This is a genomic window from Modestobacter sp. DSM 44400 (genome assembly GCF_900107175.1).
Lineage (GTDB): Bacteria > Actinomycetota > Actinomycetes > Mycobacteriales > Geodermatophilaceae > Modestobacter.
In genome coordinates, this window is record NZ_FNOZ01000036.1 from 13,399 (window position 1) to 35,443 (window position 22,045).

General features: G+C 73.1%; 26 protein-coding genes and 2 pseudogenes. 17 read left to right on the forward strand and 11 right to left on the reverse strand.

The window, feature by feature from the left end:
* Positions 1 to 5: 5 nt before the first annotated feature.
* The gene (locus tag BLW04_RS18360; protein ID WP_371327802.1) at positions 6 to 926 is read right to left on the reverse strand and encodes an SDR family NAD(P)-dependent oxidoreductase; all 921 of its coding nucleotides are present in this window, start codon (positions 924 to 926) and stop codon (positions 6 to 8) included.
* Positions 827 to 1,273 (reverse strand): nitroreductase family deazaflavin-dependent oxidoreductase, encoded by a 447-nt coding sequence (locus tag BLW04_RS18365; RefSeq protein WP_091544639.1) that lies wholly within the window; start codon positions 1,271 to 1,273, stop codon positions 827 to 829. The genes BLW04_RS18360 and BLW04_RS18365 overlap by 100 nt, the downstream gene beginning before the upstream one ends.
* Before the next feature lie 94 nt (positions 1,274 to 1,367).
* Here BLW04_RS18365 and BLW04_RS18370 point away from each other — a divergent pair, with 94 nt between their 5' ends.
* Both BLW04_RS18370 and BLW04_RS18375 read left to right on the forward strand, forming a co-directional pair.
* Positions 1,368 to 1,838: a TetR/AcrR family transcriptional regulator gene (locus tag BLW04_RS18370; RefSeq protein ID WP_091544643.1), complete on the forward strand. Its 471-nt coding sequence runs from the start codon at positions 1,368 to 1,370 to the stop codon at positions 1,836 to 1,838.
* A 61-nt stretch (positions 1,839 to 1,899) separates the two neighbouring features.
* Positions 1,900 to 2,154: a hypothetical protein gene (locus tag BLW04_RS18375; RefSeq protein WP_217631107.1), complete on the forward strand. Its 255-nt coding sequence runs from the start codon at positions 1,900 to 1,902 to the stop codon at positions 2,152 to 2,154.
* 3 nt (positions 2,155 to 2,157) lie between these two features.
* Here the strand turns inward: BLW04_RS18375 and BLW04_RS18380 are convergent, their stop codons facing one another.
* Entirely contained in the window at positions 2,158 to 3,150 is a 993-nt protein-coding gene (locus BLW04_RS18380; RefSeq protein WP_254781774.1) for an NAD(P)-dependent oxidoreductase, read from the reverse strand.
* A 117-nt stretch (positions 3,151 to 3,267) separates the two neighbouring features.
* Between BLW04_RS18380 and BLW04_RS18385 the strand changes: the two genes are divergently transcribed.
* The 11 genes from BLW04_RS18385 to BLW04_RS18435 all read left to right on the forward strand — a co-directional run bounded on the left by BLW04_RS18385 (position 3,268) and on the right by BLW04_RS18435 (position 11,616).
* Positions 3,268 to 4,179, forward strand: coding sequence for a KPN_02809 family neutral zinc metallopeptidase (locus tag BLW04_RS18385; protein WP_091544647.1), 912 nt, complete (start codon positions 3,268 to 3,270; stop codon positions 4,177 to 4,179).
* A gap of 109 nt (positions 4,180 to 4,288) precedes the next feature.
* The gene (locus tag BLW04_RS18390) at positions 4,289 to 4,954 is read left to right on the forward strand and encodes an NADPH-dependent F420 reductase (RefSeq protein WP_091544650.1); all 666 of its coding nucleotides are present in this window, start codon (positions 4,289 to 4,291) and stop codon (positions 4,952 to 4,954) included.
* 320 nt (positions 4,955 to 5,274) lie between these two features.
* Positions 5,275 to 6,099, forward strand: a complete 825-nt coding sequence (locus tag BLW04_RS18395; RefSeq protein ID WP_091544653.1) for a hypothetical protein — start codon at positions 5,275 to 5,277, stop codon at positions 6,097 to 6,099.
* Positions 6,096 to 6,674, forward strand: coding sequence for a phage holin family protein (locus tag BLW04_RS18400; RefSeq protein ID WP_217631108.1), 579 nt, complete (start codon positions 6,096 to 6,098; stop codon positions 6,672 to 6,674). The genes BLW04_RS18395 and BLW04_RS18400 overlap by 4 nt, the downstream gene beginning before the upstream one ends.
* A gap of 17 nt (positions 6,675 to 6,691) precedes the next feature.
* A complete protein-coding gene (locus BLW04_RS18405; RefSeq protein ID WP_091544656.1) occupies positions 6,692 to 7,357 on the forward strand; it encodes a DUF3618 domain-containing protein in 666 nt (221 codons plus the stop codon).
* 197 nt (positions 7,358 to 7,554) lie between these two features.
* Positions 7,555 to 7,935 carry a response regulator gene (locus BLW04_RS18410; RefSeq protein ID WP_091544660.1) on the forward strand — a complete coding sequence of 127 codons (381 nt, stop codon included), beginning with the start codon at positions 7,555 to 7,557 and terminating at the stop codon, positions 7,933 to 7,935.
* A gap of 88 nt (positions 7,936 to 8,023) precedes the next feature.
* Positions 8,024 to 9,481: a sensor histidine kinase gene (locus BLW04_RS18415; RefSeq protein WP_091544663.1), complete on the forward strand. Its 1,458-nt coding sequence runs from the start codon at positions 8,024 to 8,026 to the stop codon at positions 9,479 to 9,481.
* A gap of 193 nt (positions 9,482 to 9,674) precedes the next feature.
* Positions 9,675 to 10,307, forward strand: coding sequence for a TasA family protein (locus BLW04_RS18420; protein WP_091544667.1), 633 nt, complete (start codon positions 9,675 to 9,677; stop codon positions 10,305 to 10,307).
* A gap of 42 nt (positions 10,308 to 10,349) precedes the next feature.
* Entirely contained in the window at positions 10,350 to 10,994 is a 645-nt protein-coding gene (locus BLW04_RS18425; RefSeq protein WP_091544670.1) for a signal peptidase I, read from the forward strand.
* The gene (locus tag BLW04_RS18430) at positions 10,991 to 11,440 is read left to right on the forward strand and encodes a hypothetical protein (protein WP_091544672.1); all 450 of its coding nucleotides are present in this window, start codon (positions 10,991 to 10,993) and stop codon (positions 11,438 to 11,440) included. Before BLW04_RS18425 ends, BLW04_RS18430 begins: the two co-directional genes overlap by 4 nt.
* Complete coding sequence (locus BLW04_RS18435) at positions 11,434 to 11,616, forward strand: hypothetical protein (RefSeq protein ID WP_091544675.1); 183 nt, start codon at positions 11,434 to 11,436, stop codon at positions 11,614 to 11,616. Before BLW04_RS18430 ends, BLW04_RS18435 begins: the two co-directional genes overlap by 7 nt.
* Positions 11,617 to 11,686: 70 nt before the next feature.
* On the opposite strand, the gene BLW04_RS28660 is transcribed toward BLW04_RS18435, so the two are convergent.
* From BLW04_RS28660 to BLW04_RS18460, 5 genes and pseudogenes are all read right to left on the reverse strand, one after another.
* The gene (locus tag BLW04_RS28660; RefSeq protein WP_091544678.1) at positions 11,687 to 12,391 is read right to left on the reverse strand and encodes a response regulator transcription factor; all 705 of its coding nucleotides are present in this window, start codon (positions 12,389 to 12,391) and stop codon (positions 11,687 to 11,689) included.
* Between the two features lie 411 nt (positions 12,392 to 12,802).
* A pseudogene (locus tag BLW04_RS29735) lies at positions 12,803 to 12,979 on the reverse strand (3,4-dioxygenase subunit beta); the annotation flags it as partial.
* Between the two features lie 463 nt (positions 12,980 to 13,442).
* Positions 13,443 to 14,624, reverse strand: coding sequence for an acyl-CoA dehydrogenase family protein (locus BLW04_RS18450; protein ID WP_091544683.1), 1,182 nt, complete (start codon positions 14,622 to 14,624; stop codon positions 13,443 to 13,445).
* 367 nt (positions 14,625 to 14,991) lie between these two features.
* On the reverse strand, positions 14,992 to 15,402 hold the full coding sequence (locus BLW04_RS27655; RefSeq protein ID WP_217631110.1) for a class I SAM-dependent methyltransferase: 411 nt from the start codon (positions 15,400 to 15,402) through the stop codon (positions 14,992 to 14,994).
* A complete protein-coding gene (locus BLW04_RS18460) occupies positions 15,403 to 16,185 on the reverse strand; it encodes an isocitrate lyase/PEP mutase family protein (protein WP_091544686.1) in 783 nt (260 codons plus the stop codon).
* A 244-nt stretch (positions 16,186 to 16,429) separates the two neighbouring features.
* On the opposite strand from BLW04_RS18460, the gene BLW04_RS18465 reads away from it, so the two are divergent.
* Complete coding sequence (locus BLW04_RS18465; RefSeq protein WP_091544690.1) at positions 16,430 to 17,653, forward strand: DUF2786 domain-containing protein; 1,224 nt, start codon at positions 16,430 to 16,432, stop codon at positions 17,651 to 17,653.
* A gap of 10 nt (positions 17,654 to 17,663) precedes the next feature.
* Here BLW04_RS18465 and BLW04_RS18470 read toward each other — a convergent pair whose 3' ends face one another.
* From BLW04_RS18470 to BLW04_RS18480, 3 genes are all read right to left on the reverse strand, one after another.
* Entirely contained in the window at positions 17,664 to 17,846 is a 183-nt protein-coding gene (locus BLW04_RS18470; RefSeq protein WP_091544694.1) for a hypothetical protein, read from the reverse strand.
* Between the two features lie 108 nt (positions 17,847 to 17,954).
* Positions 17,955 to 19,508, reverse strand: coding sequence for an APC family permease (locus tag BLW04_RS18475; protein ID WP_091544696.1), 1,554 nt, complete (start codon positions 19,506 to 19,508; stop codon positions 17,955 to 17,957).
* Positions 19,509 to 19,576: 68 nt separating this feature from the next.
* Positions 19,577 to 20,350 (reverse strand): meso-2,3-butanediol dehydrogenase, encoded by a 774-nt coding sequence (locus BLW04_RS18480; RefSeq protein ID WP_091544726.1) that lies wholly within the window; start codon positions 20,348 to 20,350, stop codon positions 19,577 to 19,579.
* A 135-nt stretch (positions 20,351 to 20,485) separates the two neighbouring features.
* Between BLW04_RS18480 and BLW04_RS18485 the strand changes: the two genes are divergently transcribed.
* The 3 genes and pseudogenes from BLW04_RS18485 to BLW04_RS29745 all read left to right on the forward strand — a co-directional run bounded on the left by BLW04_RS18485 (position 20,486) and on the right by BLW04_RS29745 (position 22,030).
* Entirely contained in the window at positions 20,486 to 21,256 is a 771-nt protein-coding gene (locus BLW04_RS18485; RefSeq protein ID WP_217631111.1) for an aminoglycoside phosphotransferase family protein, read from the forward strand.
* Positions 21,257 to 21,470: 214 nt separating this feature from the next.
* Positions 21,471 to 21,644 (forward strand): annotated as a pseudogene (locus tag BLW04_RS29740) (dienelactone hydrolase family protein); the annotation flags it as partial.
* Entirely contained in the window at positions 21,629 to 22,030 is a 402-nt protein-coding gene (locus tag BLW04_RS29745; protein ID WP_371327803.1) for a dienelactone hydrolase family protein, read from the forward strand. The pseudogene BLW04_RS29740 and the gene BLW04_RS29745, both read left to right, overlap by 16 nt.
* Positions 22,031 to 22,045: the final 15 nt, after the last annotated feature.

Here is a 22,045-nt window from a genome sequence, read left to right on the forward strand (position 1 = left end):
AGGCCTCAGGCCGGCAGCCCGACCAGTCGGGCGGACAGCTCCCACAGCTCGGCGGCGCGCACGGCGTCCCCGGCGGCGGGCAGTCGCCGGGTGCGCGACCGGTCGGCGTGCAGCGCCCCGTTGCGCCAGCCGTCCCCCGCGGTGGCCAGCCAGACCAGCGTGTCAGCGCCCTGCGCCGGCGTGCGCAGGAACGCCGTCAGCGGCGTCCGGAACGCCAGACCGATGAGCCCGCCGGCCGTGGCGCCGAAGTTGCTGGCAACCCCGCCCGGGTCGAGGCAGGTCGCGGTGACCTCCGGCGCCCACCGTCGGGCGAGCTCGGTGGTGAACAGCACGGTGGCCAGCTTGGCCTTCGCGTAGGTCCGGGTGCCGACGTAGGTCCGGTCGGACCGGTAGGCCGCCTCGAGCGTCCCCCGGCGCACCCAGCCGAGCCAGTGCACGAACGACGCGGTGCTCACCACCCGGCCGCGCGCTGCGCGCAGCTGCGGCTCCAGCAGCCGGGTGAGCAGGTAGGGCGCGAGGTGGTCGACCTGGAAGGTGCGCTCGTGACCGTCGGCGGTCAGCTCCCGGGCGGCGAAGGACGCCCCGGCGTTGTTGACCAGCACGTCGACGCGGGGCAGCCGCGACAGCTCCGCGGCAAGCCGGCGGACGTCGTCCAGCCGGGTGAAGTCGGCGACGTGGGCATCGACGCCCAACTCGGCGGCCACCGCCGCCGTCTTGTCCGGTGATCGGCCGACGACCACCACCCGCGCCCCGCTCCGGTGCAGTCGGCGGGCCGCCGCCGCACCGATGCCGTCACTGGCACCGGTGACGACGACGACCGGGGTGCTCAGTTCTTGCGCTCGACGATGAAGACCGGGATCTCCCGGTCGGTCTTGCGCTGGTAGTCGGCGTAATCGGGGTAGGCCGCGACCGCCCGCTCCCACCACTCGGCCTTCTCCGCACCGGTCACCTCGCGGGCCGTCCCGTCCCAGGGCTCCGGCCCGTCCTGCACCGTCACCTGGTCGTGGTGGGCCTTGAGGTTGTGGTACCAGGTCGGGTGCTGCGGAGCGCCACCCTGTGAGGCGACCATCGCATAGGCCCCGTCGTGTTCGACGCGCATGAGCGGGTTCTTGCGCACCTTGCCGCTCCTGGCCCCGCGGGTGCTGAAGAGGACGACCGACTCACTGCGGTTGGGCAGCGTGTTGCCCTCCCGCCCACCGGTGCGCTCGTAGAGCTCCACCTGGTCGCGGACCCACGTCTCCGGACTCGGCTCGTATTCACCACTGAGAGGCATGCACCGACCCTAGGACGGCGGCCCGCCCGGTGCGCGCCAAGATCCCGACTGCTCGTTCCTGAACGACCGGTCGGCAACGGTCCACGTTCGCGCCATGGGCCGACCGCGCAGCTTCGACGAGCCGACCGCGGTCGCCGGCGCCGCACGGCTGTTCGCATCCTCCGGCTACGAGGGCACCAGCGTGGACGACCTGGTTCGCGGCCTGGGCGTGCACCGGGGCTCGCTCTACTCGACCTTCGGCAGCAAGCGGGCCCTCTACCTGCGCGCGCTGCGCGAGCACCTCGACGCCCTGCCGGAGGCGGGCGCCGAGCAGTCCGATCTGACGCTGCTGCTGTGTGCCGCCATGGAACGCGCACCGATCGACGCGGACGCGGCGGCGCTGGTGGGCCGTGGCCTCGCCCGCCTCGCCGCGCAGCTGCCCTCCGCCGCGGCCGACTCCCTCGCCGAGCTGATCGGCCAGCACGTCATCGCCCGGGCCACCAGCCACCCGGTGTCCGGCACCGCCGCCCACTCCGAGGAGCGCCCGCGACCGTCGTCCAGACCGCTGGAGACCAGCTCGAGGTGAGCATGCCGGGGCTCGACCGGTTCTGGTCGCTCCGCGGGCGCTTCGCCGTCCCCCGGCGCACGTGCGCGGCGCGACGGCCGACCCGGGCGTCTCCCGCGAGTCGGCCGGGGTCCGCGCGCCCGGCACGTACGTGCCCCGGGTGATCACCGACGGCACCTATTTCCGCGGCGGCGAGCGCACGTGCTGGAACCTGCGCGCCTCCCAGGAGCCGGTCGTCGTCGAGCTCACCGGCGAGCGGTTCGCCCGGCTCGTCCTCGGCGTCGCCGATGCCCGGGCCACGGCGGAGGAGATCGAGCAGGCGCTCAGCCGGCGGTGAGGCTCAGCCGTTTCCGAGAACGCGGACCGGGGCGCCGTCCAGCCACGCGAGGACGTCCTCGACGCACTGGCCGTACATCGCCGCGTACGACTGCCGCGACACGTAGCCGAGGTGCGGGGTGAGCACCGTGCGGGGCGCGCGCCGCAGCGGCGCGTCGACCGGCAACGGCTCGATGTCGAAGACGTCCAGCGCCGCGCCGGCGATCGTCCCGGCGTCCAGCGCTGCCAGCAGCGCCGCCTCGTCGACGATCGGGCCGCGCGAGGTGTTGACCAGCCTTCCCTCTGGTCCGAGCAGCGCCAGCTCCTCGGCGCCGACCAGCCCCCGGGTGCGCTCGGACAGTCGCAGGTGCACCGAGACCACGTCGCTGCGCTCGAAGAGATCGGCCCTGCCGACCAGCTCGGCGCCGTGCTCGGCGGCCCGCCCGGCGGTCAGGTTCTCGCTCCACGCCAGCACCCGCATGTCGAAGGCCCGCGCGTACCGGGCCATGACCGCCCCGATCCGGCCCAACCCGAGCAACCCCAGCGTCGAGCCGGCCAGCTCGATGCCCAGGTGCTCCTGCCAGCGCCCGGCCCGGACCGCCCGGTCGCCGCCCGGGACGTCCCGAGCGACCGCCAGCACCAGCGCCCAGGCCAGCTCCGCGGCGGCCGCCGACCCACCGGCGGTGCCGCTGACGACCACCCCCTGGGCCGCCGCGGCGGCCACGTCGATCGCCGCGTTCGCCATGCCGGTGGTCACCAGCAACCGCAGCCGGGGCAGCCGGGCCAGCACCTCGGCGGGGAACGGCGTGCGCTCCCGCATCGCCAGCACCACCTCCGCGCCGGAGAGCCGGTCGACCAGGGCGTCGGCGTCGGCGAGGTGGTCGGTGTGGCGGACGACGTGGGCGCGTCCGGACAGCGGCGACCAGTCGGCGACGGAGAGGGCGACGTCCTGCCAGTCGTCCAGGACCACGACGGAGACGGGGGTGGGCACGCCGGAGACCTTGCTCTGCTCCGCCACCGCGCGCACCGCGGGACCGGGCCGCCGCGAGTTGTCGGGTGCTCGGGGCACAGGCAGGCTGGGGCGCTCGGCCGAGCACCACACCGCAGACGCCGACCCCCGGGAGGTAGGCACCGCATGAGGTTCAACGAGGGAGCCGGGCTCGACACGTCCGACGTCCAGGACGTGCGCGGGAGCGGGGGCTTCGGCGGCGGCCGCGGCCTCGCCGTCGGTGGCGGCGGGCTCGGGGTCGTCGGCCTCATCGTGGTGGTGCTGTTCCAGGTGCTCGGGGGCTCCGGCTCCGGCTCCGGTCTCGCCGGGTTCGACGGGATCGTCCAGGACCAGGCCGCGGACAACAGCCAGCTCGCCCAGGACTGCCGGACCGGTGCCGACGCCAACCGGTCCGTCGAGTGCGCGGTGGTCGCCGACATCGACTCGATCCAGGACTACTGGACCCAGGTGCTCGGCGCGCAGTACCAGCGCACCGACACCGTCTTCTTCGCAGGCCAGGTGCAGACCCAGTGCGGGGCCGCCTCCAGCGGCACGGGCCCGTTCTACTGCCCGGCCGACCAACTGGTCTACATCGACCTGAGCTTCTACGACGAGCTCACCCAGCGCTTCGGCGCGGAGGGCGGGCTGTTCGTCGACGCCTATGTCCTCGCCCACGAGTACGGCCACCACGTGCAGGACCTGCTGGGCATCAGCGGCCAGGTGACCTCGGGTGTGACCGGCCCGACCAGCGGCAGCGTCCGTCTGGAGCTCCAGGCCGACTGCTTTGCCGGCACCTGGGCGAATCACGCCGAGACGGTGCCAGACGAGTCCGGCCGGCCGCTGATCGCCGACATCACCGACGACGACATCGCCCGCGCGCTGGACGCCGCGGGCCGGATCGGTGACGACTTCATCCAGGAAAACCTGGTGGGCGGCCCGGTGGACGAGGGCAGCTTCACGCACGGCTCGTCCGAGCAGCGCCAGCGCTGGTTCACCACCGGCTACACCACCGGTGACCCGAACCAGTGCGACACGTTCGGCACCGACGACCTGGGGTGAGCACGCCGCCCTGCAGAACTTCCCCCGGCCGACGGTGGCCCTGGTGTGCGGCCTTCCCGTGGACCGACCGGCGGGAAGCTGACGCCCCGGCGCCACGTTCGCCCCGGGCATGACGACCATCGGGATCATCGGCGCCGGGCACATCGGCACCGCACTCGCCACCACGTTCCTCGACGCCGGCCACGACGTCGTCCTCAGCAATTCCCGCGGCCCGGAGACGCTCGCCGGCCTGGTGGCCGGGCTGGCCGCGCGGGAGCCCACCCGCGGGTCGATCCGGGCGGCCACCGCCGAGGACGCCGCCGCAGCCGCCGAGCTCGCCGTCGTGACCATTCCGCTGAAGGCCTACCGGAACGTGCCGGTGGCGCCGCTGGCCGGGAAGGTCGTGATCGACACGAACAACTACTACCCGCAGCGGGACGGCGCGATCGCCGAGCTGGACGAGCACCGCACGACCAGCGCGCAACTGCTCCAGCAGCACCTGCCGGAGTCCGCGGTGGTCAAGGCGTTCAACCACATCCAGGCGGCGCAGATCGTGGACCGCCGGTCACCGGCCGGCACCGCGTCCCGGCGCGCGCTGGCCATCGCCGGGGACGATGCCGCCGCCAGGACGCGGGTCGCCGCCCTCATCGACGAGATCGGCTTCGACCTCGTGGACCTGGGGCCGCTCGCCGAGAGCTGGCGCATCGAGCCAGGTACTCCTGGCTACGGCGCCGAGGACGACGCCGACCAGCTCCGTGCGCACCTGGCCGGGGCCCGTCGGGACGACGCCGCCTGAGCAGGCCGGCCGGCGTTGGTCGGGTGTGCCGGGGACCGGCCGGGAGTCACGCACCGTCACCACGACACGAGATCATTTTTCCGCCTGCTCGGTTTGCCCCCGCCGGACCCGGGGGTATCGCATCACCACCGGACGGCGTCCCCACTCAGACCCGGTGGGACGACCCGATCAGTCGCCGACCCCGGTGCCCTCGTGTCCCCGGAGTGCCGTCTCGGCAGGCCCGTCAGCCTTCTTGCTCGCTAAGGGACGGCGGACTGGAACCCGGGTCGACGACGCGCACCATCCGTACAGCCACTCATGACGCACGACGAGGAGGAACGATGACCCACTCCATCGACACCCCCACACAGCCCCCGCCGAGCGGCGCGAGCAACGCCTCGACGACCCCGTCGACCAAGGACGTAGCCAAGGATCAGGCCGGCAACGTGGCCTCGACCGCGGCCCAGGCCGGCAGCCAGGTCGCCTCGACCGCCGCCGACCAGGCCAAGCAGGTCACCCACGAGACCAAGCGTCAGGCCCAGGACCTCGTCCAGCAGGGCCGCGAGCAGCTCACCGAGCAGGCCCGCACCGGCCAGCAGAAAGCCGGCCAGGGTCTCAGCGAGATCGCCGGCCAGCTGCGGACCATGGTGGAAGGTGGCGGCGAGACGCCGTCCGGCCCCGCCGCGGACCTGGTCCGGCAGGCCGGCGACAAGCTCGAGCAGCTCGCCAGCTGGGTTCAGGACCGTGAGCCCGGTGACCTCGTCAACGAGGCCCGCGCCTTCGCCCGCCGTCGTCCGGGTGCCTTCATGCTCGGCGCTGCCGTGGCCGGCATCGTCGCCGGACGCCTGACCACCGGCGTTGTGGCGGCGCACAAGGACAGCAGCAGTGGCACTTCGCCGCAGCCGCTGACCGGTGGCCCGACCTACGGCGAGGAGGGCTACGCGAGCACGAACTACGCCGCGGGCACCACCGCCGGCTACAGCGCCACCCCCGAGTACGAGACCACCCCGGCGTACGAGACCACCACCACGTACGCGACCGGCACCGGCTCGGTCCCGCCGCCGCCCTACGGCACTGTGCCGCCGGCCGAGACCGCGGTCCCGCCGACCACGCCGGCCGGCTGGGACGACCCGACCCGGACCCCTGGCGAGGTGGGCCGGCCGTGAGCAGCCCGTACTCCGGCGGCGGAGGGCCGCCCGTGGGTGAGCCGGGCTACGCGCAGGGCGGGGCGACGGGCTACACGCCCCCGCCCGCACAGCCGAGCTACGGCGACACCGCGGGCCCGATGACCGACGAGGGGCACCCCGACGTCGAGGGCACCTCGGTCGGCCAGCTCATCGGGGACGTCACCCGCGATCTGTCCACGCTGATGCGCCAGGAGCTCGAGCTGGCGAAGGCCGAGCTCAAGGCCGAGGCGAGCAAGGCGACCGAGGAGCTCAAGGCGGAGGCGGGTAAGGCGGGCAAGGGCGCCGGCATGCTCGGCGGCGCCGGCTTCGCCGGCTACATGGTGGCGCTCTTCCTGAGCTACGCCCTGTGGTGGGGTCTGGAGAACGTCATGGACGCCGGCTGGGCCGCGCTCATCGTCGCCGTCCTCTGGGGCATCGTCGCCGCCGTCCTGTACTCGATGGGCCGCAAGGCGCTCAAGACGGTCGACCTCAAGCAACTCAAGCAGCTCAACCCCAAGCCCGAGCGCACCGTGGAGACCCTCCAGCAGGTGCCCGGCGCTCTCAAGCCCAACTGACCGGATAGGAGACCGACATGACCAGCAGTGATCCGGACATGATCCGCCGCCAGATCGAGGACACCCGCAACAACCTCAGCTACGAGGTCGACGCGCTCAACGAGAAGGTCAACCCGAGCCGGGTCGTGGACCGTCGCGTCGGCAAGGCCAAGACCACGGTGACCGGTTTCAAGGACCGCGTCTTCGGCGCGGCGCACGAGACCGGCCACCACGCGGGCGGGGCGGCACACAACGCCTCCGGCAGCGTGCAGGGCACGGCCTCCTCCGCCGCAGACAGCGTGCAGGGCGCCGCCTCGAGCGCCATGGGCGCGGTACAGCAGGCACCGGACGCGATCAAGAGCCAGGCTCAGGGCAACCCGCTGGCCGCCGGCCTCATCGCCTTCGGTGTGGGCTGGCTCGTCTCCTCCCTGCTGCCCACCAGCGAGAAGGAGAAGCAGCTGGCCTCGCAGGCCGAGAGCGCCGTCAAGGAGCACTCGCAGCCGCTGGTCGACCAGGCCAAGAACGTGGCTCAGGAGATCGGCGACAACCTGAAGCCGGCCGCGCAGGAGGCCGTCGAGTCGGTCAAGTCCACCGCCCAGGAGGGCGTCCAGACCGTCAAGGGCGAAGGCCAGTCCGCCGCCTCCGACGTCCAGGGCCAGGCCAAGGACGCCAAGCAGACGGTCCAGGGGCACGCCTCTTCCTGACCGGCAGCACCCCGCCACCGCACTCCAGGACGGCCCCCGGCGTACCCGTCGGGGGCCGTGCTGCGTCCTCCGTCGTCACCTGAACGGGTGAGCCGCCCACCGCCGCGCTCCAGCCCACCCCCCGGCCTGTCGTCTACCGACGAGGAGCCACTTGTCCCGGATGTCGGGCCGGGCCGCGAGGTGAGGGAGGGAACGCCGTGGACGACACCGTCCGGGTGCTGGTCGCCGACGACGAGGACGACATCCGGCTGCTCGTCTCGCTGGCCGTCCGCAAGGCCGGCGGCACCGTGGTGGCCGCGGTCGCCGACGGCAGGCAGGCGCTGGCTGCCGCCCGCACCGAGCTGCCCGACCTCCTCGTGCTCGACGTCTCGATGCCCGGCGCCACCGGCCTGGAGGTCTGCACCGCGCTGCGGGCCGACGTCGCGACCGCCGGGTGCCGGGTCCTGCTGCTGTCCGCCGGCGCCTCCCCCGACGATGTCGCCGCCGGCCTCGCCGCCGGTGCCGACGCCTACCTCCCCAAGCCCTTGGCCGGGCTCATCGCCGAGGTCCGGTCGCTGACCGCGGTGGTGCGCGCATGAGCCTCCCGAGTGAGCAGCGGGGAGCGCCAGCGAGCGAGGAGCGGAGCGAACACCTCCGAGCGGAGCGAACCTCCGAGCGGAGCGAGGTATGAGCACCATCCTGGAGCGCCCGGCCGAGCAGACGCTGCCGCGCCACTCCCCCGTCCTCCAGCCCGCGCACCGGCTGTTCCCCGTCGGGCTGTGCGTGCTGGCGCTCGCCGGCATCGCCGTCCTCGCGTCCCGGCCCGCAGGCACCGGCATGCTGTTCACCGGCGCCTCCGTCGTCCTGATCGCCGTGGTCGAGCTGACCCGTCGGCTGCGCGGTCAGCTGGCCATGGCGCAGGCACTGGAACTCCAGCGCCGGGACCTCGTCTCGCAGGGGCGGACGACCGCCGAGGAGCTGGAGGTCGCGACCCGGATGATGCGGGCGCGCGCCCAGACGATGACCAGCGTCATCGACGCGGTCACCGAGCAGTCGATCATCGGCACCGACCGGGACGGGCTGATCCGGGTGTGGAACCCCGGCGCAGAGCGGATGCTCGGCCTGCCGCGGGCCGACGTCGTCCGCGCCCGCAGCATCACCGACTTCCACGCCCCGGAGGAGCTCGACGCGCGGGCCGACCCGGAGTCCGACGGCCACGCCGCCGCCCGGTTCGCCGCCCTCGTGCAGGTCGCCCGGGACCAGGGCAGCGACGTCCGCGACTGGACCTACCTGACCGCCGACGGCCGCCGGCTCACCGTGGCGGTGGCGATCACCCTGCGCACCGACGATGACGGCGAGCAGGCCGGCTGGAATTTCGTCGGCACCGACATGACCGAGGCGCGCGCCGCCGAGCGGCTCAAGGACCAGTTCGTCAGCCTGATCTCCCACGAGCTGCGCACGCCGCTGAGCTCGATCCTGGGCTACCTCGAGCTCGTGATGGACGACGAGGAGCAGCCGCTCACCGCCGACCAGCGGCAGTACCTGGGCACCGTGGAGCGCAACGCCCAGCGGCTGCTCCGCCTGGTCGGCGACCTGCTGTTCACCGCCCAGGTGGACGCCGGCCGGTTCACCCTGCAGCCGGCCGACGTCGACCTGGTTGCCGTTGTCCGCGCCGCGGAGGACACCGCCCGGGTGACCGCCGACGCCCGCGGCGTCTCGGTGCGCGTCGCGGCGCCCGACGGTGAGCTCGTGGTCCGCGGCGACGCCCTCCGACTCGGCCAGGCCTGCGACAACCTGGTGTCCAACGCGGTCAAGTTCACCCCCGCCGGTGGGTCGGTGACCCTCCGCCTGCGCGACGGTTGGCAGGACGACGCGGGCACGGTGACCGAACTGCCGCGAGCGGGTACCCGGCGGGTCGCCCTGGTATCGGTCAGCGACACCGGGATGGGCATCCCCACCGGGGAGCAGGGGAAGCTGTTCACCAGTTTCTTCCGCGCCTCGACCGCGCGGCGCCACGCCGTCCCCGGGGTCGGGCTCGGGCTGACCATCACCAAGGCGATCACCACCGCACACGGCGGTTCGCTGGACGTGGTCAGCGCCGAGGGCGCCGGTACCACCTTCACCATCACCCTGCCGGCGGGCTGACCCCGGGGCACCACCTGAGCTGTCGGCACCCTCTCCCGGGTCTGCGGGAGGGGGTGCCGTGCGTCTGTGGGGAAGTTCTTGGTTCTTTGCGGTTTTCTTGCGGATCGCTGGCGGGGAGCCTGCGGTTGGCCCTCCAGAGTCGTCCTTGTCGCCGGGAAGACCCGCCGACCAGGCCCGAACTCAGGAGAACGACATGACCGCCACCGCCACCACCCGCACCCGCACCGCCCGCAAGCTCCTGGGCTCCCTGGGCATCGTCGGCGCCGCAGCCGCCGTCGCCGGCATGGGCACCTTCGGCACGTTCACCGACAGCACCGCCCCGCTCAACGCCTCGGTCAACACCGGCACCCTGTCGATCACCCTCACCCCGGCCAACGACACCGCCGCCCTGTCGATGAGCGCCAACAACTTCGTCCCCGGCGACTCCCTGGCCCGCTCGGTCGACCTGGTCAACGACGGCACCTCCGCCTTCAGCGGCCTGTCCCTGGCCTCCACCGCCTCGACCAGCAACCTGCTGAGCACCGACGCCACCAACGGCCTGAAGCTGGGCGTCGAGTCCTGCTCGGTCACCTGGACCAAGACCACCGCCGCCAACGGCGCAGCCCTCTACACCTGCAGCGGCACCAAGAAGACCATGCTCAACACCGGCCCCGCAGTCGTCACCAACGGCAGCCTCACCACCCCCGCCAGCGTCACCGCCGGCGGCGTGGACCACCTGGTCGTCACCCTCTCCCTGCCGGCTGCCGCGGGCAACGAGTTCCAGGGCCTGACCAACTCCCTGGCCATCACCTTCTCCGGCACCCAGGCCAGCGGCACCGCCCGCTGATCCGGGCCCTGCCACCCACCTGCTGACCCCAGAGGACCCGCCATGATCACCGCCCTGCTGGCACCCCACGCCCGCCCCGTGCCCGGGGCCCCCATTCCCCGCCGCGACCAGGACTCCACCCCCGCCGGCCACACCCCGGCCACCGGGACGCGGACCCTGCACCGGGCGCTCGCCGGGCTCGGCCGCTGGACGGTCCGACTGGTCCTCATCCTGGCGATCGCGGCCTTCGCCGCCCTCGCCGTGGGACCCCACCTGCTGGACTACCGCACCATGACGATGCTCACCGGCAGCATGGCCCCGGCCATCGACCCCGGCGACGTCACCGTCGTGACGTCCCTCCCGGTCACCGACGTACAACCCGGGATGATCATCAGCTACCACATTCCGGTTGACGACCACCGCCTGGTCAGCCACCGCATCCTCACCGCCACCGCCAACCCCGACGGCACCGTCACCGTGCAGACCAAGGGCGACGCCAACGACGCCCCCGACCCCTGGCAGGCCGTCCTCCAAGGCGACACCGCCTGGCAGGTCCGCGCCGTCGTCCCCGAACTGGGCAACCTCATCCAGGCCCTCCGCACCCCCCTGGTCAGCCACGCCCTCGTCTACGGCGCACCCACCCTCCTCGCCGGCTGGCTCCTCCTCTCCATCTGGCGCCCCACCCGCACCGAAGACGACCAACGATGACCGGGCTACGACGCACGAACCGCCTCGCCCGCACCCTCGTGGTGCTCACCGTCACCCTCGCCGTCGGCCTGGGCATCGGCGGTACCGCATCCGCCGCCTTCACCAAGACCCTGACCGTGCCCCCTGTCTACGTCAGCACGGCCACCGTTGCCGCCCCGGGCAACGTCACCGCACGGATGGTGTCCTGCAGCAGCGCCCGCTCCCAGGACATCCTGCTCACGTGGGGGGCCAGTGCCACCGCCCGGACCTCTGGCTACCGGGTCACCGTCTACCGGAGCAACGGGACGGTCATCACCACCAGTCAGACCCCCGCTACCACGACCGCCGTGACGGTCACGGTGAACAAGTTCTCCTACGACCCGGCCGCTCTGCAGTTCTCCGTCACGACCCTCACCGACTACGGCTGGAGCACCGAATCACCCAAGACAGGAGCCGTCCCGTGCTGACCGCCATCGCCACCGACGACCGCGCCCTCGCCCTCCGCCGGGTCATGGCCCAGCAGGCCCGACAGGCCGTGGACGCCCACCACGAAATCTCGACCCACGACCTGCTCGACGGCCTGGCCGAGCTGACGCTGGCCGCCCAGGCCGCCGCCGGCCGGCGGTGGGGGCAGGCAGCCTGAGCTCCCCGCGCCGCAACGCACAGTGCCCACCCCGGAGACGGGGTGGGCACTGGGGCGTTCAGGCGGGGAATCAGGCGACGAGGCGGTAGCCGACCCCACGGACCGTGCGGATCTCCGGGGAGTTCAGGCCGGCGGCGGTGAGCTTGCGGCGGAGGTTGGACATGTGTGCCTCGACCAGGCGGAGGTTGCCCTCCCAGTCGGTCTGCCAGACCTCGCGGAGCAGGGTCTCCCGCTGGAGCACCCGGCCCGGCCGGGAGACCAGCGCGGACAGCAGGTCGAACTCGGTGCGGGTCAGGTCGACGGCCGCGCCGCCCACCCGCACCTCGCGGCTGTCCGGGTCGACCTCGAGCTCGGCCAGCCGGCGCACCGAGTCCTCGGCCAGGGCCGAGGCACCGGGCGCCGCGGGGGTGCGGGGACGGCGGAGCATGGTCTGCACCCGGGCGACGAGCTCACGCGGGGAGAACGGCTTGGCCATGTAGCCGTCCGCGCCGACGGCCAGACCGATGAGCAGGTCGACCTCCTCGGCGCGGGCGGTGAGCATGAGGACGTAGCAGTCGGTCTCGGCGCGCAGCTGGCGGCACACCTCGGTGCCGTCGGCATCGGGCAGGCCGAGGTCGAGCACGACGACGTCCGGTGCGTCCCGACGGACCTCCTCGAGGCACGCGGCCCCGGAGGCGACCTCACGGACGTCCATCCCGGCGCGGCGGAGCACCATCGCGACCAGTTCACGGATCTCGTCGGTGTCCTCGACGACGAGCACGGACTGACCCGACACGGTCCCTCCTCCACGACGACTGCACTGCGACGCCCGTCGGCGTCCTGTGCTGGTGATCGTCATCGGGGACGGGGACCTCCACCCCACGCCCGGGGCCGCTCCCCCGTTCGGGTGAGCCGCCCCGCAGGTCAGAGACCGACGGTGAGCGCGGCGGTGTAGCCGCCGGCGACGTCGCCGGTCTTGGTGGCCAGCTGGGAGACGCCGCCGTCGTCGCCGAACACGTTGTTCCGGGTGAGCGAGGACTGCGCCAGGTTTCCGGACGCTCTGCTCGTAGCCGCTGGTCGCGTACACGGTGGCGCACGTGTCCTCGGGCAGGGCGATCTGGCTGGTGGCCAGCACCCGACCGGCGGCGGTCGCCTCGTCCAGGCTCCGGTAGACCTCGAAGCGAACGTGCGGCCGGCGGCCCGCGTAGGGCGCCGGGTAGATGCTGGTGAAGCTGACCCGCCCTGCGGCATCGGAGGCCTGGACGCCGCGCAGGTAGTTCTCGTCGGCGATGTCGTCGCTGTACATCAAGTACTCGCCGTCGCGGTTGCAGTGCCACAGGTAGACCGCCGCCCCCGCGACCGGGGTGTCGTCGTCGGCCTCCACCAGGGAGACTGGATGGTCAGCGGCACGCCCTCGGCCGTGGTGGTCGAGCTGCCGAAGCTGGAACGGATGTCGCTGCGCACGATGCCGCTCTCGGTGAGCACGTTCGGCCCGTTGGAGCCATCGCCGGGGTAGGGGCCGGCGGTCTCCTCCGGGATCTTCGCCACGACGGTCGCCGCGGCGGCCGTCGTCCCCGCAGCGCTGGCGGCGGCGGGCTGGACGTCGCCGATGCCGTCGCCGACGTGCTCTCGGCGCAGCCGGCCAGGGCGGCCAGCCCGGCCCCGCCCAGGAACATCAGCGCCCGCCGCCGGTCCATCGGCTTCGGCAGGTCGATCAGCAGCCGCCGTCGGGGGCGTGTGGCTCGGGTGCATGGTCGTGGCCGGCGGGGGTGTGCGTCGTCATGCGACCGGCGTCGGCCGCCCCACTGAGCCGGCGGGGAGACCGGACTGTGCGTCGGCCGTGCGGCTCAGACGAAGGCGCTCATCCCGGTGACGGACCGGCCGACGATGAGGGTGTTCATCTGCCGGGTGCCCTCGTAGGAGTACAGCGCCTCCGCGTCGGCGAAGAACCGGACGACGTCGTGGTCGAGCACGATGCCGTTGCCGCCGAACAGCTCGCGGGCCCAGGCGACCGTCTCACGGCCCCGGCTGGTCACGTAGCTCTTGGCCAGCGACGCCTGGTCGTCGCGCAGCGCGTCGTCCTCCTGGAGCTGGGACACCCGCACCGTCATGCCCAGGCTGGCGGTCACGTTGCCCAGCATCCGGGCCAGCAGGTCCTGGACCAGCTGGAAGCTGCCGATCGGCTTGCCGAACTGCTGTCGCTCCTTGGCATAGGCCAGCGCCACCTCGTAGGCGCCCAGCTGGCAGCCGACGCCGCTCCAGGCGACGCCACCGCGGGTCACCTTCAGCACCTTGTTGACGTCCTTGAAGGAGTTGCCGTCCTCGAGCTTGTTCTCCGCGGGGATGCGGCACTCCGTGAAGGTGAGGTCGGCGTTCTGCACCGTGCGCAGCGAGAACTTGTCCTCGATCTTGGTGGCGGTGAAACCCGACGTCCCCTTCTCCACGACGAAGGTCTTGACCTGATCGTCGGCGACATCGCGGGCGAAGACCACGACGACGTCGGCGAAGGTGCCGTTGCCGATCCAGCGCTTGGCGCCGTCGAGCACCCAGGAATCGCCGTCCCGACGGGCCGTGGTGCGCATGCCGCGGGCGACGTCCGAACCGCCCTCGGGCTCGGTCAGGCCGAACGCGCCGATGGTCTCCAGTCGCATCATCGACGGGATCCAGCGCTGCCGCTGCTCCTCCGAGCCGAGCACCATGATCGAGCCCATCGCCAGGCCGTTGTGCACGCCGATGAAGGTGGCCATCGAGGGGTCGACGCGGGAGAGCTCCATGGCCTGGAAGCCGGTGAACAGCCGGGAGGCGCGCGGACGGCCGTCCCAGTCGTAGGGGCGGCCGACGATGTCCGCCTCGGCGAAGCGCGGGATGAGGTCCATCGGGAACTCGGCCGCGGCCCAGGCCGCGTTCACCCGCGGCTTGACCTCGGTGTCGAGGAACTCGCGCAGGGCGAGCAGTTCCTTCTGCTCGTGCTCGGGCAACAGGGACTGGTACCCGAAGAAGTCGGCCGGCAGGAGCAGGTCGGAGGTCATGGCGGCGGTGCCTTCTCTCTGTCGTCGGCGTCCCTTCCCGATGCTGCGCCTCATCCGTGGCGCCAGCCACCCAGGGTCGCCCAGCTCGCCTGTGCCGAGTGACACCTGAGCGCGGACCGACCGACCCCTGTTCCACGCTGACGTGTCACTCGATGAGCGGTCGGGTCCAGGTGAGCAGGTAGCGCCAGAACACCAGCCGGCGGACGCGGACGCCAGGGAGCACGGCAGAGGCGGCCGCCCGGACCTGGCGGGTGGTCAGCTCCGGATGCCGCTCGGGCGCTCGGGCGCTCGGGCGCTCGGGCGAATAGTGGCCGTCCGGTGAGCGCGCGGCCGGCCGCGAACGCCGTCCCCAGGGCCCGCTGCCCGATCACGGCCGCGAGCTCCACCGGGACATCGACGGGAGGTCCGTCCGCGGCAGCGCGACCGCGGCCAGCACCCCGCTGGGGCGCAGCCAGCCCGCCATCCGTTCCAGCGCCGGGAGCAACGGCAGGTGGTGGAGCGAGCTCAGGCTTAGGACGGCGTCGTACCCACCGGCCGGGAGGTCGACCGTGAGCGCGTCACCCTCGATCACCGTGAGGTTCCCCAGCGCCCCGCGACGGGCCAGCGCCACCATCTGCGGGTCCCGGTCGACGGCGTCGACCCGGTCGACCCGCTGCGAAAGTTCCCGAGCCAGCGCACCGCCACCGCAGCCCACGTCCAACACGCGCCGGGCACCCAGTGGCATCTGCCGCACCAGCAGCCGGTGGTACCAGGAGTTGTGGTCCCAGTCGGTGTCCACTCAGTTGAGGGTGCGCGTGCTCTCCGGAAGCGTCCCGCCGGCGACGAACCCCGCCGTGGCATCCTGCAGCGCGGTCAGCGCCACCCGCTGGGTGAACGGGCCGGTCGAGACCCGTGCGACACCCAGCGCCTGCAGTTCCCGCGCGGGCAGGGAGGCGCCCGGCACGCTGATCACCGTGAGCTTGTTCGGCCCGAGCGCGTCGACCAGCGCGGCGATCTCCTCGCGGGTGACCACGCCGGGCACGAAGACCACCGGCGCGCCGGCCTCCAGGTACGCCCTGCCCCTGCGGGTCGCCTCGGTGAGCACCTCGCCGCGGTCGGCGTCCGGGCCGGCCTTCACGAAGGCGTCGGTGCGCGCGTTGAGGACGAAGTCGATGCCGGCGTCGCGGCCGGCCCGCAGCACGGCCTCTACCGCGGCGACCGCGTCGTCGAGGGGCTTGAGCTGGTCCTCGAGGTTGCCGCCGACGACGCCGGCCGCGATGGCCCGGCGCGCGGTCTCCCCCGCGTCGCCGTAGCCGGCCTCGAAGTCCATCGTCACCGGGACGTCGACCGCCTTCACGATCCGCTCGACCATCCCCAGGTGCAGCTTCAGCGGGATGTGCTCGCCGTCCTCGTAGCCGAAGGTGGCCGCGATCGAGTGGCTTGCGGTGGCCAGCGCGCGGACCCCGGGCGTGCCCGCGACGACCGTGGCGGACACGACGTCCCAGACGTTGGCCAGGGTGAGGATCTCCGGGGCGGTGTGCAGGTCCAGGAGGGTGCGGGCGCGCGTCGCGAGGTCAGCCATGCGGGTAGACGTAGCCACATGTCGCCGTGTCGACACGTCGACATGAGGTCACTGCCCGCGGGACTCCAGCCGAACGACGTCGTCCGGCGCACCCGCGCGCCTGACCCCGCCGACCGCCGTCCACAGCGCAGGGTGGTGTCCACAGCTGCGCGGCGGCGGCACTGAACGGGCGCCGCCACGGACACGATGACGGGGTGACCCACCGGCGACCTGCCGACCCGGGTCCCCGGACGAGGAGGACTGCATGGCCGACGACCCGCTCCCGCTGCTGCTCATCGCGGGCGCCCGGATCGCCGGTCAGCCCGGGGTGCTCGCCTCGGAGCTCGACCCGCTGGTCCGCCGGCTGACCCGGCTCGACCCCGACGTCGACAGCGACGGCCACGCGCAGCGGACGCTGACCACCCTGCTCCCCCACCTGTGGGCGGCGGGCTGGCAGCCGGCCGACGTGGTCCACGTGGTCCGGCGGCGCACCAGCCAGCGGGGCGCCCGGCTGATCGGCGCCGTCCTCCGGGCCGATGCACTTGCCAGCGGTGCTGCCGACCGCGCGCCGGCGGCCTGGGTCGCCCAGCTCGACGCGGTGCCCACGTCGGCCACGTCGGTCGCCGACTGGTGGCGCGGCGAGCGGGTCGACGCGGCCGACGCCTGGCGGGACGTGCTGCGGGTGATCGGGCAGGTGCGCACCCTCCCGTCGCTGGAGATGCTGCTGCCGCCACCGGCGGCGTGGTCGGTGGGCCTGCGGGTCGACCTGGACGCGGTCACCGGGGCGGACCCGAAGCTGCTCGGCCGGATCCGGGCGTTGCTGGCCAAGGCCGAGTCGACCGACTTCGAGGAGGAGGCCGACGCGCTGACGGCGAAGGCCCAGTCATTGATGGCACGGCACGCGATCGACGCGGCCGTGCTGGCGCAGCGGCCGGGGGCGGCGGCCCGGTCATCGGTCACCGCGCGGCGGCTGCACCTGGAGGACCCGCACGTCGACGCGAAGGCCGCGATGGTGCAGGCGGTGGGGTCGGCGAACGGGGTCCGCGTCGTCCTCGTCCCGGCGTTGGGCATGGCCACCCTCGTCGGGCTGGCCGACGACCTGGACGTGGTGGAGCTCCTGGTGACCTCGCTGCTGCTGCAGGCCAACCGGGCGATGACCGCCGCCACCCGCGGCGGTGGATCCCGGACGCGGTCGACGGCCTACCGCCGCGGCTTCCTCTACGCCTTCGCGCAGCGGATCGGCGAGCGGCTGGCCGAGGCCCGCGACCAGGCGACCGCCGACGCGACGGCGGCGTACGGCAGCGCACTGCTGCCGGTGCTCGCCGAGCGGGAGCGCGCCGTCGAGCGCGCGGTCGGCGAGCTGTTCCCGCGGTTGGCGCAGCGCGCCGGCCGCGTGGTGGACGCGACGGGCTGGCACGCCGGCCGGCTGGCGGCCGACGACGCGGACCTGGGCACGGGGCACCGCCCCCTGCCCGCGGGCCGGGGCTGACCGCCCGGGTTCAGAGCAGGACGTCGAGGACGGGGCCGACCTCCCGCATCATCGCTGCCTGCAGCATCTGGTCGACGGCGGTGGTGTGCCACCCCGCCACGAACAGCAACTGCGCCGCCGGGTGGTCGTCCAGTGACGCCGTCACTGCGACCAGCCCCGCCTGTGCCACTGCCCTGCACGCGAAGGTCTCCATGACCGGCCCCTCTCATCCGTGTCCTGGAGTGGTCGGCAGAAGGAGGACGGAACTGGAGTCCGTACACAGAGAATTGACGCAAATGGCCATTTCTGCGAATGGCGCCACTCACCGCGTGGCGGGGCGCTCCGGGTCGGGCAGCAGGTCGCCCGACCCGGGCAGCATCGTCTCGTTGCGGAAGAACGCCGGCGCGACGACGTTCCAGACCGCCATCAGCACCACCCCGAGCAGCAGCGCACCGATGCCGATGACGAACACCCCGCCCACCCCGAACACCACGGTCTCGCCGTACTCCGGATCGGCGAACTCGACGCAGGCCAGCACGAAGATCAGCAGCATGAACAGGCCGCCGAGCAGCGGGAGGACGACGCGCATGAGCACGTCCCGCGCCGTCCGCTGGCCACGCCGGAACTGCCAGGCGCAGGCGAACCCGGTCAGCCCGTAGTAGAACGCGATGAGCATGCCGGTGGCCACGACGGAGTCCTGCAGCACGTTGTCGCTGACGAGGGTGAGCCCCACGTAGAAGGCGATCGACACGATCCCCATCCAGATCGTGGACACCGACGGCGTCAGGTACCGCGGGTGGATCCGGGCGAAGGACGACGGCAGCGCCTGGTAGGTCCCCATCGCCAGCGTCCCGCGCGCGGTGGGCAGGATCGTGGTCTGCGTACTGGCCGCCGACGACGTCAGCACCGACAGGATCAGCAGCGCCTGAAGGACCCGGCCGACGACGTCGTCGCCGAACACCGTCGCGCCGAGCGCGGCGAACACGTCCTCGGCGTTGGCCTCGTTGCCCAGCCCGGTCCCCTCGGCGCCGACCCCGGCAAAGGCCACGGTTGCGATCGACACCACCACGTATATGCCCACCAGCAGCACCGTGGAGATGACCGCCGCGCGGCCGGGCGACCGCGCCGGGTCCCTGGTCTCCTCGTTGACCGCCAGCGCCGAGTCCCAGCCCCAGTAGATGAAGATCGCCAGCAGCATCGCCTCGGTGAGCGAGGCCCAGTCCAGGCCCGAGGGCCACAGCCAGGACAGCGACGGGGTCAGCGAGCCGGCCGGCGCGCTGCCGCCGTAGACCTTGACCAGCGCGTAGCCCGCGAACACCACCAGGACGACGACCTCCACCGCCAGCAGTACGTTCTGCAGGCGCGCGGTCGGCTCGATCCCGCGGTAGCAGATCCAGGTCATCAGGGCGATCCAGCCGACCCCGGCCACCGTCGTCCAGAAGGCGCTGTCAGCCAGGCCGTCGAGCCCGAGCAGCCGGTAGCCGTAGGAGCCGGCGACCTGGGCGAGGTTGGCCATCACGATGACGTCGGCGGCGATGATGCCCCAGCCGCCCATCCACCCGGTCCGCGGTCCGAACGCCCGGGCTGCCCAGGTGAACGTGGTGCCGCAGTCGGGCTCGCGGCGGTTCAGCTCCTTGTAGGCCACCGCGATCAGCCACATCGGGATGAACGCGAGCAGCAGAATCGCCGGCGCCTTGACGCCGACGGCGATGACCACGAAGCCCAGCGTGGCGGCCAGCGCATAGGCCGGGGCGGTCGAGGAGACAGCCAGCACGATGGCGGACAGCAGGCCGATCGCGCCGGGCTTGAGGCCCTTGTCGACGGCGGCTCCCTCGGGCGGCAGCGCCACCTTGGACGTCGGGGACGGGGTGCTCATGCGGCGTCGGCCGGGCTCGCGGTCACGGCACGGTTATCGCACAACGCATGGGAAGACCTGCACCGGGGTCAGACGTGCGGCTGACCGGTCGAGGCGCTGGTCCCGCCGTCGACCGGCAGCACAACGCCGGTCACGTAGGGCGGGGCATCGCTGGCCAGGAACAGCACGGCGGGGGCGACGTCCTCGGGCTCGCCGGGCCGGCCCAGGGCGATGCGGTCGACGAAGGGTGCCAACGACGCGTCGTCCCGGCCGACGCCCTCGGTCAACTCGGTGAGCGTGAACGCCGGCGCGACGGCGTTGAGCCGCACCCCCGCACTCCCCCAGTCCAGCGCCAGGGCACGGACGAAGTTGCTGATCGCGGCCTTGATGGCGTTGTAGGCGGCCTGCCCCCAGTCGCCACGGTCGCCGGAGACGGAGGAGACGGCGACGAGGTCGCCCCCGGGGGCCGCCAGGTGCGGCAGCGCGGCCTTGACCAGGTGGAAGAAGGCGTCGACGTTGGTCGCGCGCAGCCGCTCCCATGCATCGTCGGCGAGCTCGGTGACCGGGCCAGCCTCGTAGCCGGCGGCATTGCTGATCACGACGTCCAGCCGGCCGAACCGTTTGACGACATCGGCCACCAGCCCGGCGACCTGCGCGCCGTCGGACACGTCGGCCGGCAACGCGGCGGCCCGTTCGGCCGGGTGGCCCTCGAGTGCCTGCTCGAGTCGTTCCCGGTGACGTCCGCTGATCGCCACGGTGGCGCCGGCGTCCAGGAACGCGCGGGAGATCGCCAGCCCGATCCCGCTCCCTCCGCCGGTGACGAGGACGACGGAACCGGTGAAGTCGAAGGTCGCTGTCTGCACGGCCACCTCCTTTTCGGCCAGGCGCGCGCACACACCTCGCCACGGCGTCCGGCGCGGTAAAGGCATGGACACCGCCGGCCTGCGCGCGCTCTGATCACCCCTCCGGCCGGGACAGGAAGACAGGACACCATGCGGATGCACGCCGACGAGGTGCTGACCGACGCGGCGCTCGTGCGCCGGCTGCTCGCGGCCCAGTTCCCGCAGTGGACCGGCCTCGAGGTCACCGCGGTCCCTTCGGCCGGGACGGACAACGCGCTGTACCGGCTGGGCTCGGACCTGGCGGTGCGGCTGCCCCGGATCGGCTGGGCCGTCGCGGACGTCGGCAAGGAGCAGCGCTGGCTCCTCCGCCTCGCCCCGCACCTGCCGCTGCCCGTGCCCGTGCCGCTGGCCCAGGGGGCACCCGGCGAGGGGTACCCGTGGGCCTGGTCGGTGGTCCGGTGGCTCGACGGGGCGGAGGCGGCTGCCGACCGCGTCGGGGACCTCGGCGTCCTGGCGACCGACCTCGCCGGCTTCGTCACCGCGCTGCACCGGGTCGAGGTGTGCGACCCGGCGCCGGCCCTGCCGCCCGGGCGCGGCGTACCGCTGGCCACCCGCGACGACCTCACCCGCAGCTCGATCGCGGCCCTCGCCGGCAGCGTCGACACCGCGGCGGTCACCGCGGCCTGGGAGGACGCGCTGTGCGCACCGGCCTGGGACGGCGCGCCCGTCTGGGTGCACGGCGACCTGGCCCCGGGCAACCTGCTGCTGACCGGCGGCCGGCTCAGCGCCGTCATCGACTTCGGCGCCCTGACCATCGGTGACCCCGCCGTCGACCTGCTGCCGGCCTGGAACCTGTTCCCGGCCGCGGCTGGGCGCTGTCGGTGGCGCTGGTCGCCCTGCCGTACTACCGGGACACCAACCCAGTGATCGCCGCGACCTCCCGGCACGTGGTCGACGAAGTGCTCGCCGACCAGGCCCGGACCGGCTGACCCGCGTCCCCCCTTCCACAGAATGGCCACTGCTGCGGAATCGGCGACACAGCGTCTCGGTTGCCGCGGTCGATCGTCCGTGAACAGATTCGACGGTGACCGCACCCAGCACCGCCAGCTTCGCCGGGCGCAACGGCTACGTCGCCGTCCCGGTGGCCACCTCCGACCGGCCGGGACCGTGGCCCGGGATCGTGCTGGGGCACGACGCCTTCGGGCTCAGCGACGACATGCGCGAACAGGCCGACTGGCTGGCCGCCGCGGGCTACCTGGTCGCCGTGCCCGACCTCTACCAGGGCAAGGGCATGGTGCGCTGCTTGAAGAGCACGTTCACCCAGCTCACCGCACAGGAGGGCCGGTATTCGACCAGGTCGACGCCGTCCGGGCGGCGGTGGCCGCCGATCCGTCGTGCACCGGCACGGTCGGCGCGATCGGCTACGGCATGGGCGGCGGGTTCGCCCTGGTGCTGGCCGGGCAGCCCGGCTGGTCGGCCTCCAGCGTCAACTACGGGATCCTGCCGAAGAACCTGGACGAGGTGCTGGGCGGCGCGTGCCCGATCGTGGGCAGTTTCGGCGGGCGGGACAAGGGCCTGCGCGGCGCGGCCGGCAAGCTGACCGAGGCGGCCGCCGCGGCCGGGGTGACCGTCGACGTCCACGAGTACGCGCAGGCCCGGCACGGGTTCATCAACCGGATCACGACCGCCTCACCCCGTTGACCTGCCCGCCGGCCT